Raw genomic sequence first — 15,750 nt, 5'->3', positions numbered from 1 at the left:
ACCGTTATGAATAAGCGCCAGTTCCTGAAATCCGCCACGGCGATGCTTGCCGCCGCGACCCTCGGGGTTTCCCTCACTGCCCGGGCCGAGGGGAACTACATCATGGGAACCGCAACCACTGGTGGCACCTACTACCCGGTAGGGGTCGCGATCTCCACCCTGATCAAGGTCAAACTTGAGCCCACCCAGAATATCTCCGTGTCTGCCATCAGCTCCGCCGGCTCCGGCGAGAACCTGAAGCTGATGGACGAGGACCAGATCCAGTTTGGCATTCTCCAGGGCCTCTACGGCGCCTGGGCGTGGGGTGGCAGTGGTCCGGTACCCAAGGCTTATAAAAACCTGAGGTCCGTGTCCATGCTGTGGCAGAACGTGGAACATTTCGTGGTTCGCAGCAAACTGGCCGACAGCGGCACCATTGCCGACATGGCAAACCTCTACGGCGAGAGCTTCTCCATCGGCGCCCGGAATTCCGGTACCGAGGGATCAGGCCGCTTCATTCTCGGCAAGCTGGGCGTTGACCTGGAAGCCATGGATATGGCCTATCTCGGCTATGGCCCCAGTGCGGATGCCCTGCAGAATGGCAACATCGACGGCATGAATATTCCAGCCGGGGTGCCGGCTTCCGCAGTCACCCGGGCCTATGCCAACATGGGTAATGACATCACCACCCTGAATTTCACCGCAGAGCAGCTGGCCCAGGTGAACAGCGAATTCGAACTCTGGTCCCCGTACGAAATCCCGGCGGGCACCTATCCCAATCAGGACGAGGTGATCAACACCATTGCCCAGCCCAACATCCTGGCGGTGCGGGATGATGTCTCGGAAGAAGATGTCTACCAGATCACCAAAACCATCTACGAGAACCTGCCGTTCCTTAACAATATCCACGCGGCCACCAAGGCCATGGCGCTGGAAAAGGCCATTGTCGGCCTGCCCATGCCACTGCACCCCGGGGCGGCACGGTTCTACAAGGAACAGGGCATCGAGATTCCGGACCGTCTGATCGCGGAATAGGGGCACGTACCTGAGTGAGTAACGCAGCCCCCGACCAGGATCCGGAACTAGACAGCCGGCTGGAAAAGATCCGCGAGGAAAGCCCAACCGAGGCGCCCGAGCGGTTGGATCACCCGGTCATTGGCCGGGTGATTTTTGTGCTGGCCATTGGCATTGCCCTCAGCCATCTCTGGTTCAATACTTTTTCCACGCTCTCAGAGCTGTGGACATCCGCCCTGCATTTCGGTCTGTTTGGCCTGCTGTGTGCCCTGGCCATGCCCATGGTGCGCAGCGACCGGCCCGGTACCCGGCGGCTGGTGTTCTCGGTTGACCTGGTGCTCGGACTACTGGCCCTGGGCTGTGCCCTCTACCTGATCGGGTTCGAGGATGCGCTGTACGACCGCGGGGTGGTGTTCTCCACCGCTGACTGGGTCGTGTCCATCCTTGCGGTAGTGCTGGTGCTGGAGTTCGCCCGCCGCACCACCGGCTGGTTTATCCCCTGCCTGTGCATCGTGGCGCTCACCTACGTGGCCTGGTGGGGCCAGTACGTGGAGGGCATATTCAATTTCCCGGGGCTGACCTGGGAAACGGTGCTGTTTCGCTCCTACATTGGTGGTCAGGGCATGCTGGGCTCCATTGCCCGCATCTCCTGGACCTACGTGTTCATGTTCATCCTCTTCGGCGCATTCCTGGTGAAATCCGGCGCCGGGGACTTCATCATCGACCTGGCCCGCTGCGCCGCTGGCCGCTTTATCGGCGGCCCCGGGTTTGTGGCGGTGTTTTCGTCAGGCCTGATGGGCTCGGTGTCCGGCTCCAGTGTGGCGAATACCGTGTCCACCGGGGTGATCACCATTCCGTTGATGCGCAAGGCGGGTTTCCCGGCCCGGTTTGCTGGCGGCGTGGAGGCCGCGGCATCCACCGGTGGCCAGCTGATGCCCCCGGTCATGGGTGCCGGGGCCTTTATCATGGCGTCCTACACCCAGGTGTCCTACGTCACCATCATCGGCGTGGCGGCGCTGCCGGCGTTGTTGTACTTCCTCTCCGTGGCGATGTTTGTCCGCATTGAGGCCAAACGCAGCCATGCCGTCAAACTGGAAGATGAGGACGCCGATAGCTTTGCCCAGGTCCTCAAGGGAGGCTGGCATTACCTGTTGCCGCTGGTCATCCTGGTGGCCGCGCTGATCTACGGCTTTACCCCGACCTACGCCGCCGGTATTGCCATTATCTCGGTAGTGGTGGCGTCCTGGCTGACCAAAAACCCGATGAAGCCAAGGGACATCCTGGACGCCCTTGCCCAGGGCAGCCGCAACATCATGACCACCGCGATCCTGCTGATCACCGTGGGGCTGATCGTGAATGTGATCTCCACCACCGGTATCGGTAACACCTTCTCATTGATGATTACCGACTGGGCCGGTGGCAACCTGCTGATCACCATCGCGCTGGTGGCCCTGGCATCCCTGATCCTGGGCATGGGGTTGCCGGTCACCGCCGCCTATATCGTGCTGGCCACCCTGTCGGCGCCAGCCATCTATGGCCTGATCGCCCAGAGCCAGCTGCTCGAGTTGATGGTCAGCGGTAACCTGCCGGAGGAGGCCAGGGCCATCTTCATGCTCACCGCGCCGGACAGCATGAACCTGCTCAATGCCCCCATGGATATGGCAACCGCCACCCAGTTGCTGGCGGATGTGCCGGACACCTTCAGCACCCAGCTGCAGGAACTGGCGCTGTCGCCCCATGTCCTGACCATGGCACTGGTGTCGGCCCACATGATCATCTTCTGGTTGTCCCAGGATTCCAACGTGACGCCGCCGGTCTGTCTCACCGCGTTCGCGGCAGCGGCCATCGCCGGCACCCCCGCCATGCGCACCGGGCTGACCGCCTGGAAGATCGCCAAGGGCCTGTACATCATCCCGCTGCTGTTTGCCTACTCGCCCCTGGTGTCGGGTACACCGGCCGAGGCCATCAAGGTGTTTACCTTTGCGCTGTTCGGGATTTACGCGATTGTTGCCGGCATGGAAGGGTATCTGGAACATCGCCTGTCCTGGTGGCTGCGACTGCTGATGTTCCCCGTAGGCGCGCTGATGTTATGGCCCCATGGCATGATCTGGATCGACCTGGCCGGCCTGGTGGTCTTCCTGGCGTTGCTGGTCTGGAGTGCCCGGCGGGGTATGGGCATGCCGCACGCCGCCACGGCCTGAGTGACCCATCATGAGTCTTCCGGAGATCCTGGCCCTGGTGGCCATTGGCGGTGTGGCGGGTTTTATCAACGTGCTGTCCTCGGGCGGGTCCATGCTGACGCTGCCGCTGCTGATGTTTCTCGGGCTGCCCGCCCAGATTGCCAATGGCACCAACCGGGTGGCGATCACCCTGCAGAGCATCACGGCGGTAGGCAGTTTTTTCCGGGCCGGTCACCACAATCTGGCGGTCAGCATCCGCCTGTCCATCCCGGCAGTGGCCGGTGCCCTCCTGGGTGCCTGGACAGCCACCTGGATTCCCCGGCAAATCTTCGAGGGCGTGCTGATTGCCGCCATGATCGGCGCCTCCATTTTCATGCTGCTGCCACAGCCGAAGCTTGATACCCGCCCCCTGACGCCGGAGCGGCTGGGCATTCCCGAATACCTCGCGCTTTTCCTGATTGGTCTCTACGGTGGTTTTATCCAGGTCGGGGTTGGGGCGCTGTTCGTTGTGGTTCTCTACCGCATGCTGAAGATCGACCTGCCCCAAGTGAATGTCATCAAGGTTTTCATCATTCTGATCTACACCCTGCCCGCCCTGGCGATCTTCGCCTTCAACGACCAGGTGTTCTGGGGCATGGGGCTGGTGCTGGCACTCGGGAACATGGCCGGCGCCATCGTGGCGGTGCGGGTGAATATGGGAGTCCGTGGCGCGCAGTGGATCAAGTGGCTGACCCTGGTGATGGTGGCGATCATTCTGGTGCGACTGATCTGGTAAGCATTGTGCGCTCGCCCCGGTCGCGAAAAACCTGGGCCAGGCGCTCAACCCCTGGGCCGATGGCTTCGCTGTCCGCGAAAATCAGATAAAAATCAGCCAGACGTTCACCACCACGCAATGGCAGGGGCTTCAGAACGCCCGCTTCCAGTTCGTGGCGGATCTTGTCCGCTGCCAGCCAGGCAAAACCATACCCGCGGGATACTGCACCAATCAGGGTCGCCATGTTGGTGACCGTCCACCGCTGCGCCACATCCACAGTATGGGTTTTGTCGCTGCGCTTAACGGAGGTATCGCGCACAACAACGTGCCGGTGCTTACGCAGGTCACGCAGCGACAATTCACGCTCAAGCTGGTGCAGGGGATGATCGGGATGCGCGACCGGGACAATGCTCGCACTTCGCTGCAAGATTTCACCGCGATAGCCCGGCGGGACCTTGGGCAGAATCGCCAGGTCGACCTTGCCTTGCTGCAGGAGTTCCGCGCCGCCATCGAGTACTGTTTCGTACAGATTGACCCGGGTCTGGGGACTGATTTCCCCGAATGCATCAAGACACTCAAGCGTTAGCCAGGTCGGGAACAGTACCTCCACCGCTATCGCAATTTCACTCTCCCAGCCTGCGGACGCCCTGACAGCTGCCCGCTCCATGCCCAGGGAATCCTCCAGCAACTGACGCGCCCGCTGGTAAAGCATTTGGCCGACCGGAGTCAGCACCGCTTTCCGCCCCTGCATGGAGAACACTTTCACATCCAGTACGTGCTCCAGCCTCTGCACTGCATAGGTGATGGATGACTGGCTCTTGTGCAGCGCCTCGGCAGCCTGGACGTAGCCCCCCGCGTCAACAACGGCGACCAGGCTGCGCCATTGCTCCAGGCTGATATGCGGAGTAGGGGTTGGTTTGGCACTCATACATCATCTCATTCGATGGTTTTAAGCCATTATTTACATTTTTATATCGAATCAATCAATGCTGAAATACTGACTGTCGATCATCATCCTATTGGAGGGGACAGCACCATGAGCACCTTACTGAAGATCCAGAGCAGCATCTTTAATGGCCAGGGGCAGTCATCCGCCCTCGCCACCCGCTTCGCCGAAGAGTGGCTGGCAAAGAATCCGGACGGGAAAGTCGTCACACGCGATCTGACCCAAGACCCGGTTCCGCACCTCAGCCTGGACCGCTTCCAGGCATTCATTACCAAACCGGATGAAATGACCGGGGAACAACGCCGGATCGTTGCCTACTCGGACGCATTGATTGAAGAAGTGAAGAATGCCGATGTGATCGTGCTTGGCGTGCCGATGTATAACTTCAATGTGCCATCCATACTACACGCCTATTTCGACCACATAGCACGCGCTGGCGTCACATTCCGCTATACAGAGAATGGCCCCGAAGGGCTGATTACCGGAAAGAAGGCCTACGTATTCATCAGCCGTGGCGGAATCTACGGTGAGGATCACTCCCAGACCAGTTTCCTGCGTGAGATTCTGGGATTCATTGGCATCATCGATGTGGAGTTCATTCACGCCGAAGGCCTGGCGCTGGACGAAAGCCACAAGGCTAAAAGCCTGACCGCAGCGGAGAACCGCATCGGCCAGTTGCTGAGTGCTTAAAGGTGAAGGGGGGCAGCGCCATGAAAAACACAACACACGGTTCATTGGCCTGAACTGAGTGACTGCCCCGCTGCCCCTTTCCGGACCCACCTCCCCCCATCATCAGGCCCCGAGCGAGTCTTCCTCAACCTCGGCACCGCATGTGGCCTGAGCCCGTTCCGCGAGCATTTCCAGTGCCTGCTGTGGCAACTCCAGTCCGAACAACTCCCGGAGAAGGTCGGGCATCGTCGCTGGTTGAATGGAGCGTTTTTCCGGCGGCTCGCCCGGACGGAAAACTTTCAGCTCACAGTCGGTCAACGCATACCGGACATCTCCACCATTACGCTGCGCGACAATCCGACGCACGAAGGGTGACTCCGCGCGTGTCGCTACATTGTAGTTGTGTTCTTCGTAATCCACCCGGTAATAGGGCTCCTCGCTGAACTGGTAGAGATTGAACCAGCCATCGTTCCTGAGATAGCGCAGCAGCCATCGGCCAGCGTCGGTCCTCTCCAAACGATAAGTCCAGTGGTCATGGGAAATCTCGACCCCGTCCTTCAGCTGGATGGGTTCCCGAGGCCCGGTATTACCGACGCCGACATCCACATGCCAATCAGTTCCATCGATCCTGACATTGAGGCATGTGTGGCCAATAGCGGTCAGTTCACGTTCATCGGCCCCCATCAGCATGCGCGCACTGCGGCCAGTCACATGGAACCCGAGCCGGTCCAGTACGGTAGCAAACAGGATATTCTGCTCATGGCAGTACCCGCCGCGACGACGGTAAACCAGCTTGTCCTGAAGGCTAGCCAGGTCAAGCCGGATCTCCCCGCCGGTGATAACATCCAGGTTCTCGAATGCAATTGCGTCCAGATGCGCCCGCTGCAAGTCGCGGAGGGTTTTCTCGGTTGGCTCGGTTGACCCCTGATAGCCAATCCGTGCCAGGTACGCTTTCAGATCGAGCAATTCCGATTCCCAAAGCCCCTCGCGGGCACTTCCAGTGATCAACGCAAGTCCGGTTTGCCCGGGTACATGTTCGCTCATGGCTCCACTCCTATGTATTGAATTACGGTGGCCATAAGCGTAAAAGTTAAAGTTAACTTTAAGTCAAGAGCTGATTTCAAAATGCGTCACGCCAACCCCAAACAGACAACACTGACCATCGGAGACGTCGCCGATCGCGCCGGCCTGGCAACGTCTGCCCTGCGCTTCTATGAATCCCGTAAGTTGATCAAGAGCACCCGAAACGCCAGCGGTCACCGCCGCTATGCGCGGGACGTGCTCAGGAGGGTGGCTATCATCAAGGTGGCCCAGCGGGTCGGTATCCCTCTGGAGGAGATCGCGGAGGCACTGTCGTCGCTACCTGACGGCCGTACACCTACCGCGTCCGACTGGCAGCGGCTGTCGGATGCGTGGCGCAACAGCCTGAGCGAACGCATCGACAAGCTGAGCAAGCTACGGGATGAGCTTGATGGTTGTATCGGTTGTGGCTGCCTGTCGCTGAAGAGCTGCCCTTTGCGCAACCCCGCTGATATCGCGGCGGAGGAAGGACCAGGAGCACGACTGTTCGATACAAACTGAAGGTGAACGGGTGGCCGGTGGAAGGCCGTCTTTCAGGGCGCAGTATTATGCATCATTCATTGACCTTTCTTTTCGCAACTCGGTTCGCCAGCGAACAGACCATGCGAAGCCAACAATCTACCCTGAACTGAGAAGAAGCAAAGGAGTCGCCTCCGCAAGAAGTTATACAGCGCGCCACACGGAAGGCAAACAAGCGCGATTTCGGATATGTGAAAAGGAGTATCTACTCGTGAACAATATCGTCTACATCGTCGGTGCAGTAGTTATCGTGGTAGTGATTCTTTCCTTTCTTGGTATTGGCTAGGACTTCGCTATTACGGATATTCTCTAGAGACCCTTAAGTGCCTGCGATTGCCATGCATTCGCAGGCACTACTTCCACGCGCTTGTCGAGTGGAGTGCCTCGTTAGCATCAGCTATCTGATACTGGTTAAACACTTGAACGCCATGTTGGCGTAGCAAAGCGGCTGTAACCCCCATACCGGGAGTTTTTCTACCTGAGAAGCTCCCGTCGTAAACGGCTGAACTTCCGCAGGAGGGGCTAAATTCTGCAAGTACTGCAATTTTGATATTGAACTTATTGCATAAATCCAAAGCAATAGAGGCACCAGCTAAAAAATCACGAGTTACCGTGCCCCCATCTTTTTCAACAACATCAGCTTCGCCTTTTAACACATTGTCTCCATTGCCTTTGAAAATCTCCGCTGGCCTCCTGGGAATACTCATCCCTGCCTCGACTTCGGGGCAGACAGAAATAACTCGCCCCTCAGATAGCCACTGCTCAACAATCTGACCAGTCACGGCAAGGCTTCCACCATCATATCGAACCCTTTTCCCTAAGAGGCAGGCACTCATTAACACTTTTCTCAAATCACTAGCCTCCAGTACAACGCGAAGCGCACCGGCGGCCTTTATGGAGCAAAGCGGAGAAAAGGCCGGCCGAGTGCCGAGTATTGTTAGCTGATAAACTCAGACATTGCCGAATCACTGGCAGAACCCTCTGCAAGCCCAGCCTTTACACCAGCTCTATTGCGCTCCGGGTGGTTTTGGCTTGCCTTAACCTGTCCTGTGAGAGTTTCAATTCTGATCTCGATACCGACGATGGCTTTAACCAAACGACTGGTGAACTCGGAAGGAGCATCATCTACAGACCATGGATTTTCTCTACTGGACTCGTGAAGATCCGTTAACTGATGAAGATGCTCTTTCAGCCAGGCGTGCTCCTGAAAGATCAAACCCTTGCCTTGCGCATGGACAGCCAGATAGTTCCATGTTGGAACAACCCGACCCGTTTCCGCTTTGGTTTCATACCAGGATGGTGATACGTAGGCATCCGGCCCCTGAAAAATCGCAAGAACCGAAGCACCGTTCTCAATTCGCTGCCACACAGGATTCACACGAGCCACATGGCATCTCAGCGTTCCAAGTGGGTGGTCTTCGCTGCAACTGAAATGGAAGGGCAGGTGATTTGCGTCGATACCATCACTGTCAGCAACCACCAGCACACCAAAACTGTATTCCCTGATGTACTGCTGAAGTTTGTCCTGGTTTTCTTCTCTAAAATGGCTAGGGACTAGCATTTTTCTATCTCTCTCGGGGGGTATTGATACAGATAACGCTAGCCGTCGCTGTGACTGGCATGGTTACGTCTATTCAGCCCAGCACAGTTGGCGGCAAATAAATGGTGAATTCATTCAAAGGCTCGATGAGCACGCTGTATGGGGTGCGCTGTTCTGACTCTGAAACAATTCCAAGATTGGATAGCAGTCGAAACTTTGCTGATTTCAGAGTCGCTGGTTTCACCTGCAACTCCTTGTGCCAAACCCTATAAGTACCAAGCTTGCCATCCCTACGATAATAAAAGCCAGCAAGGGGGTGAGTCAGGTAAACCAGAGCGGACTCTGAATCAGGAAACCCTGGGAAATCGAAAGTGTCTTCTTCTGATTGGCTCAGTTCAACAGCCGCTTCCGCCCATTCTGACTCTGTGGTCATCTCATACTTTTCATACAGGCCCGTGCATTTGTTGAGTCTGCAATCGAATCTAACCTTTCCGGCATGCCAGGGCAGATTCCACAGGTATCTGGGTACTAGAAGAGTCCATGAATCCAGTGTGGTACCAAGAAACCAAACGCATCGTTCACCTGTCTTCTTATCGATAATGTATATGCGATAGTTGGTTTGGCCCATCGTGAATTTTGGGAACGGTAAAACCGCCGACGTAAAATCAACATCCACGAATGGCACGACCGATATCAGTCCCAGCGTTTGTCCATCAACCTGAATAGTGTCTAACTGGAACCTATCTGGGAAAACGCCGCTAAACCTGTCGGCAGGGACAGCATACGTAATTATGGCGAAGTGCTTTAAGCCGCATAGAACGTCGATGCCTTTAGGCTTTGGCCTCTCCGTCACACAATCTTCGAATTTTCTGAATTCCTGCAAAGTAATATCCTGAAATTTAACGCTGGCGCACCGGGGACTTTGACGCAGCGACAAGGGCGTCCGAGTGCAGCGTTTGGTTAACTGGTTTGCGTAGTATTGAGGAATGCCAACTGCCAGCCCGCTACACCCTCTCTCGCAACGGCATCTTCTTCCCCAACGAACGAAATGCAGGGCTTTCATCCGCAAGATTCTGACCCATGGCTGGACCGCCGTTCCTTGGCGACCAGCATATAGGAAGCCTAGAGCGAGCCCATTAGAACCAAAGCCTTAACCTCCTCGGCCGTGAGCGCACCGCTGTACAGGCGTACATCATCCACCCGACCGCCTAGAAAGGGGTCGGCCTCAAACTGGGAACGCCCCAGCCAGGCTTGGTCGAGCACACCCAGTTGGGCGGGGGTCGGTCTTATTGACTCATGGCGAGCGACCGCCTCGCCATTAACGTAGAGCACGGCGGTTTGCCCGGACAGGGTGATGGCCAGGTGCATCCATTCCCCGATAACCGGCGATCCGCCACACAAGCGATCGTCCAGACTTATATGGTCGTGCCCTTTCCCCACTCCGAGCTTGGTGATGATAAAACACACCTGCTCGCTGTCATTGTACGGCACCAGAGTCATGAATCGCAGGGTATCGGCACCGATATCAAACAGCCGTTGCCATGGCTTGGCCTCATCCAGGTTGACCCAGCCCGCCATCGTGAAATCACTCAGATTGGAAAACAGACTTGAATCGAGTTCGACGACATCATCGACACCATCCAGAACCAACGCCTGCCCCAGGACACCATTGGCACTGTTTTCTTCCAGGTTGTCGAAAGTCAGGTGCAGCAACAACTGATGCCCCGCTGTCACGGCGACGCGGTTCGACGGCTCGCTTTCTCCCTCCGGCGAGATGGCGGTGACCTGATAGAAATATTCTTTGCCGTCCTGAACATCGATATCAGTATGCGTCAGGAGTTCTTCGGCGCCTCGTTCGGCGATCACGTCGTAGGGCCCCTCCGCCGCTTCGGCGCGTTTCAGTCGGTAACTTTCCGCACCCGTCGCGCCCCACCAGGACAGCACGATCTCACCGCTCAGCACGGTCGAGGTCAGCCCACGCGGCGCTCCGCCCGGTGGAAAGGGATCCCGCGATTCGGTCAGCGTACCCCAATACGGTTGATCGGCCCCATTGCCGCGGTACTCGGGCGCTAGCTTCTCAGCCATTTTCCTCGACCAGGGTGCGGCGATGCCCAGGCGGTTTTCATACTGGTTGACGATCAGCGCCCAACCGGGCCGTAAATGGCCACGCGGCCAGCTCGATATGACCGTGTGATTGACGTTGACGCAGTTGTTGTAGGGCTTGAAGGGAACCTCTTCCATCAGGTTGTACTTGGCGATGTATTCGGACATCGCCAATAGTTGGTAGTTGTTGTAGGCGAACAGGTCGTCCCCCTGGTTCAGGGCCATCTTGCCGATCACGCCGAACAGGGCCATGCCCAGCGTTGTATGACCCTGGTCGCGACCGCTTTCCTGATATTGCCCCATGTTGCCCGGGTGTCTATAGACCATCAGGTAATCCAGAGCGCCGTTGCCTATCCCCCCGTAGAAGTAATCCAGGCCTTCCCGGTAGATGTCTTCCCGGTCCGTGAAAATTCCGATGGACATGATCGAGGCAATGTTGGCCAGATCCCAGTTGGCCCAATAATAGGAATTACAGGTACCGTTATGACGATTGAGGAAATCTTTGCTAACCGGATAAAACAGGTTTAACAGCATGTCGGCAAAGCGCTGCTGGTCCGCCTCGCTCCAGCCATCGTATGTCCGCAGGATGTCCGCGACGTTTACCAGTTGATACGTATAAAGTCCGATCAGGGCTCTGTCGTGGCCGCTGACGCTCTTCAGATCAGATGCCCATGCATTCAAGAAGCGAACCGCCTGGTCGGCATAGGCCGTATCGCCACTGATCTTCCAGCGGATCACCGAGGCATGGGACGCCCAGATATCGCCAAAGAGTTGCGCGAAGTTTTGATCGGGGGCGCCTCGTATTAGATGTTCCAGCGTCCGGGGATACCGGCCCAATCTGGAGTACCCGTCACCGATAAACGCCTGCCAGCCAGACAGCCAGGGCTCCTCTTCCCCGGTCACCTTGTCACGCATGCGGTCGAAGTCCGCATCGGTGCTCAGGACACCGGGGTGCTTGAATCCTTCATCAGGGAGCGGTGGTGTTTCCGGCTCGGTGGGGAGCGGTGGTGCTTCCTGCTCGGTCGGCGTATCGTCGGCACTGGTATTGGCCAGTTCGTCGGGCGTCCCGGAAGAAGTGTCGTAACATCCGCTGAGTAAAACACACACCAAAACCATTAACTGCAGGGGGACCAGCGAACGGCAGGAACTAAGGTAGGACATCAAACCATCACCTTTCATCTAATTGAACAAACTTCCGTGGTAAATGTTTTTTCGGCGACCCGTGTCCGGTTACATCCGCGACGAAAACCACCATTTCAAAACATCGGCTGATACGCGAGCTTCCGTACATGACCTTGTTCACTACTCAATAATAAAAAAAGCGGCTAAAACTAGCATACGACGATACAGCGTCATAACGATCTGTATTTATTTCGAGGATTAGTTCACGTTATTTGCGAGGTTAAAAATCTCATCCAATCACAGATAAGCAAGTAAATTCGATGTTGGACGAAGCCGCTACGCGGCAGAGGTCTAAGTCATCTGTACTGCTCTGAGTTCCTTCCATTTCGGGAGGGTCTCAGCTTGACTAGTGCCTGTCACTCTCTCCGTGGGTAACTCGGGAACCTAACGCCGCCATAACTGGATTTTGTAAAGCGCAGCGTAACAAAATCCCATGTTTATAACTTTTTTAGATTGCAAGACTCCGTTGCTCGAATTGCCGAGTTCAACTCATTGAATTCATAATTCCAATCATTATTCCATTTTATTTCTTCGCTGGGATGATTGTCTTTTGCTTTCTTGATAAACATTTTCCTCTCAACTAAGGCTGCAATGATTTTTTCTTGGCTAATATCTGACATATAGCAAGGTACATAGCTTGCCCCAGAATTCCGTCCTCCTAATATAGCAATAACTGCTCGTGATGTGCTTGTTTCATGGAGAGTGCTTAAAAGTATATCTAAATTTTCCTCTAGACTGTCAATGTGAAGATAGCCTTTATCTCCATTATCAGTGTAAAAACCAGATAGCCAGTATGCTGAGCGCATTCTAACCTTTTTTGAGTGATTGGATGATGCTATAGAAATTAGTGCTGGTATGTATTGATCAGGCGTATAGCCCTCAATAGCTTTATTCATGGGTATATGCCAGCGGGGCTCAACAGATATAGCCTTTATAATTGAATCTTCAAGATTTATGGAGTCACCGGAATTTGAAAAATCAGGCATTAAGTAGAATGATATTAAAACCAGAAGCCTTATATAAATCATGAGAATATCAAATATGTAATGCGAAGCACACCGACGCCACGCGAGTGGCCTCCGGTGCTATGTATTGTTAAGGGTTCGGTCACCCGGTTACAAATGCAAACCGAAGATCGAATACTTACTTTCGATACTGCCGACCAACTCAATCTATGCAAACAACGTGTCATTTTAACGCTCAGGGAATTGCCATCCGCTACAATTACCGGCGTCGTCCGAGCATGCCTCAAAAACCGCTACGGCAGAAAAAAATAGAAGTAACGAGGACGTCACAATAGATAACGCTTTTAGTCGAAAGCTGTCCTTGCTGCCACGCCAAAGTTTGATTGATGCTCTCAAACCACCGATGAAGAACGCAACACAGATATAGGCAATGAAGCCCTTAATGATCAGTTCTGTAAAGCCAGCAGGACCGTCACCACGAATCACTGTTGCACTTCTCAAAATCGGCGCCAGGAGAGAAGCATTGATTGAATTGTAAATAAAGCATACGAATACGCTTCGGTGCTTGTTTTCGCTATCGGATTCGCCCATACCAACCCTTAACGCCCAGTTCAGTGGCGGGCCGCGCAGCGGGCTGTCCGCTGCAACTGGTTGTTATCCGGGGTCATGAAACGCGACACGGAGCTAACCGACATCTTCGAGGAAGCCAAGTACGCGCTTGGTCAGCAACGCCGCTGCGCCCTCGTCGTACGATGCGAGGCTGCTGTCGGCGAACAGGTGCGCCTCCCCCGAATAGAGGAAGAGTTCGGCCGCAGCGTTAGTGTCGACAATGGCTCGGGCCGTATCGAGGTCTCCTTCTTCCACGAAGAACTTGTCACGGTCCATCCCGTGGATCTGGACCCGAACTCCGCGAGGCCAAGCTTGGCCAAACTCCAAGGGCGGGACACATGCATGAAACAGGAGCGCACCGACCGCGCCAGCGCGGGTCTGAGCGAGCTTCTGCGCAGGCAACACGCCGAGCGAGAAGCCAGCGAAGACGAGATCACGGGGCAGCCCTTCCGCAGCCTCAACGCCGCGCTCTATGAACGTGCCGAACCCAATTTTCTGGGCGTGTGAAACGCCCTTCCCCAGATCATCGAACACAAAGCCATTATACAAGTCCGGGATGTGTACGGTGTGACCCGCCCGTCTTAGGCTATCGGCGAACTCGTGGACTCCGGATGTCAGTCCTTGCGCGTGATGAAACAGAAGTACCTGCGCCATGTTTGATTCCATTCCTTGTCAATCGTTGGACTACGTGTCGATCACTGCGGGTGCATCAACGGTATTGATCCACATAACGAATGATATGGACTCCCCCTCCTCCCAAGGCATCCGTGTGGCACGAATTGTTAGAAAAACCAAGGACACCCATTCTGGGTGCAGTCAACATAGTGCTGCAACTCCTCGACCCGCCGGACAGTGAAGTAAATCTCGCATTCCATAACTTTTGCATTCTGAAGGCTTGCCGACTCAAACTGATCTTTTACGACCGAACACTCGCTTTCGCGGAACCTCATCCACTCTTCACTTGCAGATAATATTTGTTCCTTGAGGCCAGAGTTATAGACAAGCTCGATTCTCTGATCGCGTAGATGGTTTCTTCGTATTTCAAGCTCCTCGCCAATTTCTGCAAGGCAACTTTCTTGACCCAAACGGCTTTGAAGGTCCCAGCAAGACCGGACGCCCTCTGCTATAGACGTAGCGTCATTCTCAGCAAATGCCGAAACGGAAACTAGCAATAACCACGCGACACTGGATGCTTTCATAATTTCTAACGAATGATATGGACTCCCCCTGCTCCCACGGCATCCATGTGCCACATTGAAGGTGTCGACATCTTCAATCAAAAGCAGGAGGAGTCATCATGAATGTTACAACCATTGGCATTGATCTGGCGAAAACTGTGTTCAGTATTCATGGCACCGACCAACACGGCAAGGTCGTGGTTCGCAAACGGGTGAATCGACTCAAGCTGTTGCCGTTCTTCGCACAATTACCTCCTTGCCTGATCGGCATGGAAGCCTGCTCGGGCGCCCACTACTGGGCGCGTGAAATGACCAGGCTCGGCCATGATGTTCGGATCATTGCACCCCGGTTTGTGGCACCGTATCGCAAGAGCAGCAAGAACGACGACAACGATGCCGAGGCCATCTGCGAAGCGGTCGGCCGACCCAATATGCGCTTCGTTCCCATCAAGACCGAAGACCAGCAAGCGACGCTCTGCCTGCATCGAATTCGCCGTGGGCTGACCAAGGAGCGCACCGCGCAGATCAACCAGATTCGCGGGCTGTTGGCCGAATTCGGTCTGATCATTCCCCAGGGGCGCTATGCCGCTCGGCGGCGGGTTCCTGAAATCCTGGAGAATGCCGAAAACAGCTTACCCATGCTGGCACGACGCTTACTCAATAACATCAACCAGCGCATTCTTCAGCTCGATGAAGAGATCCTCGCCTATGACCGGGAAATCGAAGCCATGGCCCGGCGCAACGAGCAGGCCAAACGGCTGATGGCCATTCCAGGCATTGGACCACAAACGGCCACAGCCATATTGGCCAGTGCGCCCGATCCCAGGCAGTTCAAAAGCGGACGACACTTTGCCGCCTGGCTGGGGCTGGTACCCCGACAATATTCAACCGGTGGCAAAGTCCGACTTGGGCGGATCACCAAGCGCGGGGACAAATATTTACGAATGCTGCTGATCCATGGCACCCGGGCGGTGATAGCCAAGCTCGCCGACAAGAACGATCGGCTCAGTGGCTGGGCCAGGGACTTGGTCG

15 protein-coding genes are annotated in these 15,750 nt (G+C 55.6%); 6 read left to right on the top strand and 9 right to left on the bottom strand.

The genetic code is table 11. The features are described 5' to 3' along the window. Positions 1 to 6 precede the first annotated feature (6 nt). The 3 genes from ACJO3M_RS00100 to ACJO3M_RS00090 are packed head-to-tail and all read left to right on the top strand — an operon-like array spanning position 7 to position 3,948. On the top strand, positions 7 to 1,014 hold the full coding sequence (locus ACJO3M_RS00100) for a TAXI family TRAP transporter solute-binding subunit (RefSeq protein WP_406998590.1): 1,008 nt from the start codon (positions 7 to 9) through the stop codon (positions 1,012 to 1,014). Positions 1,015 to 1,028: 14 nt separating this feature from the next. Further along, positions 1,029 to 3,194, top strand: a complete 2,166-nt coding sequence (locus tag ACJO3M_RS00095) for a TRAP transporter permease (RefSeq protein ID WP_406998588.1) — start codon at positions 1,029 to 1,031, stop codon at positions 3,192 to 3,194. Between the two features lie 10 nt (positions 3,195 to 3,204). After that, positions 3,205 to 3,948, top strand: a complete 744-nt coding sequence (locus tag ACJO3M_RS00090) for a sulfite exporter TauE/SafE family protein (RefSeq protein ID WP_406998586.1) — start codon at positions 3,205 to 3,207, stop codon at positions 3,946 to 3,948. On the opposite strand, the gene ACJO3M_RS00085 is transcribed toward ACJO3M_RS00090, so the two are convergent. After that, on the bottom strand, positions 3,923 to 4,855 hold the full coding sequence (locus tag ACJO3M_RS00085) for a LysR family transcriptional regulator (protein ID WP_406998584.1): 933 nt from the start codon (positions 4,853 to 4,855) through the stop codon (positions 3,923 to 3,925). The two genes, ACJO3M_RS00090 and ACJO3M_RS00085, sit on opposite strands and share 26 nt — an antisense overlap. A 108-nt stretch (positions 4,856 to 4,963) precedes the next feature. Between ACJO3M_RS00085 and ACJO3M_RS00080 the strand changes: the two genes are divergently transcribed. After that, on the top strand, positions 4,964 to 5,563 hold the full coding sequence (locus ACJO3M_RS00080; RefSeq protein WP_406998582.1) for an FMN-dependent NADH-azoreductase: 600 nt from the start codon (positions 4,964 to 4,966) through the stop codon (positions 5,561 to 5,563). 102 nt (positions 5,564 to 5,665) lie between these two features. Here the strand turns inward: ACJO3M_RS00080 and ACJO3M_RS00075 are convergent, their stop codons facing one another. Next, a complete protein-coding gene (locus ACJO3M_RS00075; protein ID WP_406998580.1) occupies positions 5,666 to 6,586 on the bottom strand; it encodes an arylamine N-acetyltransferase family protein in 921 nt (306 codons plus the stop codon). An 81-nt stretch (positions 6,587 to 6,667) separates the two neighbouring features. Between ACJO3M_RS00075 and soxR the strand changes: the two genes are divergently transcribed. Next, a complete protein-coding gene (gene soxR, locus ACJO3M_RS00070) occupies positions 6,668 to 7,123 on the top strand; it encodes a redox-sensitive transcriptional activator SoxR (protein ID WP_406998578.1) in 456 nt (151 codons plus the stop codon). 371 nt (positions 7,124 to 7,494) lie between these two features. Here soxR and ACJO3M_RS00065 read toward each other — a convergent pair whose 3' ends face one another. The 7 genes from ACJO3M_RS00065 to ACJO3M_RS00035 form a co-directional block, all read right to left on the bottom strand. Then, complete coding sequence (locus ACJO3M_RS00065) at positions 7,495 to 7,992, bottom strand: 2-thiouracil desulfurase family protein (protein WP_406998576.1); 498 nt, start codon at positions 7,990 to 7,992, stop codon at positions 7,495 to 7,497. Between the two features lie 86 nt (positions 7,993 to 8,078). Continuing rightward, positions 8,079 to 8,702, bottom strand: coding sequence for an FMN-binding negative transcriptional regulator (locus ACJO3M_RS00060; protein ID WP_406998574.1), 624 nt, complete (start codon positions 8,700 to 8,702; stop codon positions 8,079 to 8,081). Positions 8,703 to 8,775: 73 nt separating this feature from the next. After that, the gene (locus ACJO3M_RS00055; RefSeq protein ID WP_406998572.1) at positions 8,776 to 9,564 is read right to left on the bottom strand and encodes a YqjF family protein; all 789 of its coding nucleotides are present in this window, start codon (positions 9,562 to 9,564) and stop codon (positions 8,776 to 8,778) included. Between the two features lie 239 nt (positions 9,565 to 9,803). After that, positions 9,804 to 11,945, bottom strand: a complete 2,142-nt coding sequence (locus ACJO3M_RS00050) for a LamG-like jellyroll fold domain-containing protein (protein WP_406998570.1) — start codon at positions 11,943 to 11,945, stop codon at positions 9,804 to 9,806. 458 nt (positions 11,946 to 12,403) lie between these two features. Next, the gene (locus ACJO3M_RS00045; protein WP_406998568.1) at positions 12,404 to 12,862 is read right to left on the bottom strand and encodes a hypothetical protein; all 459 of its coding nucleotides are present in this window, start codon (positions 12,860 to 12,862) and stop codon (positions 12,404 to 12,406) included. 297 nt (positions 12,863 to 13,159) lie between these two features. Continuing rightward, positions 13,160 to 13,522, bottom strand: a complete 363-nt coding sequence (locus ACJO3M_RS00040; RefSeq protein WP_406998566.1) for a hypothetical protein — start codon at positions 13,520 to 13,522, stop codon at positions 13,160 to 13,162. Positions 13,523 to 13,615: 93 nt separating this feature from the next. Beyond that, positions 13,616 to 14,194 (bottom strand): dienelactone hydrolase family protein, encoded by a 579-nt coding sequence (locus ACJO3M_RS00035; RefSeq protein ID WP_406998564.1) that lies wholly within the window; start codon positions 14,192 to 14,194, stop codon positions 13,616 to 13,618. Positions 14,195 to 14,834: 640 nt separating this feature from the next. On the opposite strand from ACJO3M_RS00035, the gene ACJO3M_RS00030 reads away from it, so the two are divergent. Beyond that, the coding region (locus ACJO3M_RS00030) for an IS110 family RNA-guided transposase (protein WP_406998562.1) at positions 14,835 to 15,750 on the top strand (916 nt) is incomplete at its 3' end.

Origin of the sequence: Marinobacter alkalisoli, assembly GCF_045449795.1 — a bacterium.
Lineage (GTDB): Bacteria > Pseudomonadota > Gammaproteobacteria > Pseudomonadales > Oleiphilaceae > Marinobacter.
The sequence above is the reverse complement of the archived record's forward strand: the minus strand, read 5'-3'. Positions and strand labels throughout refer to the sequence as shown.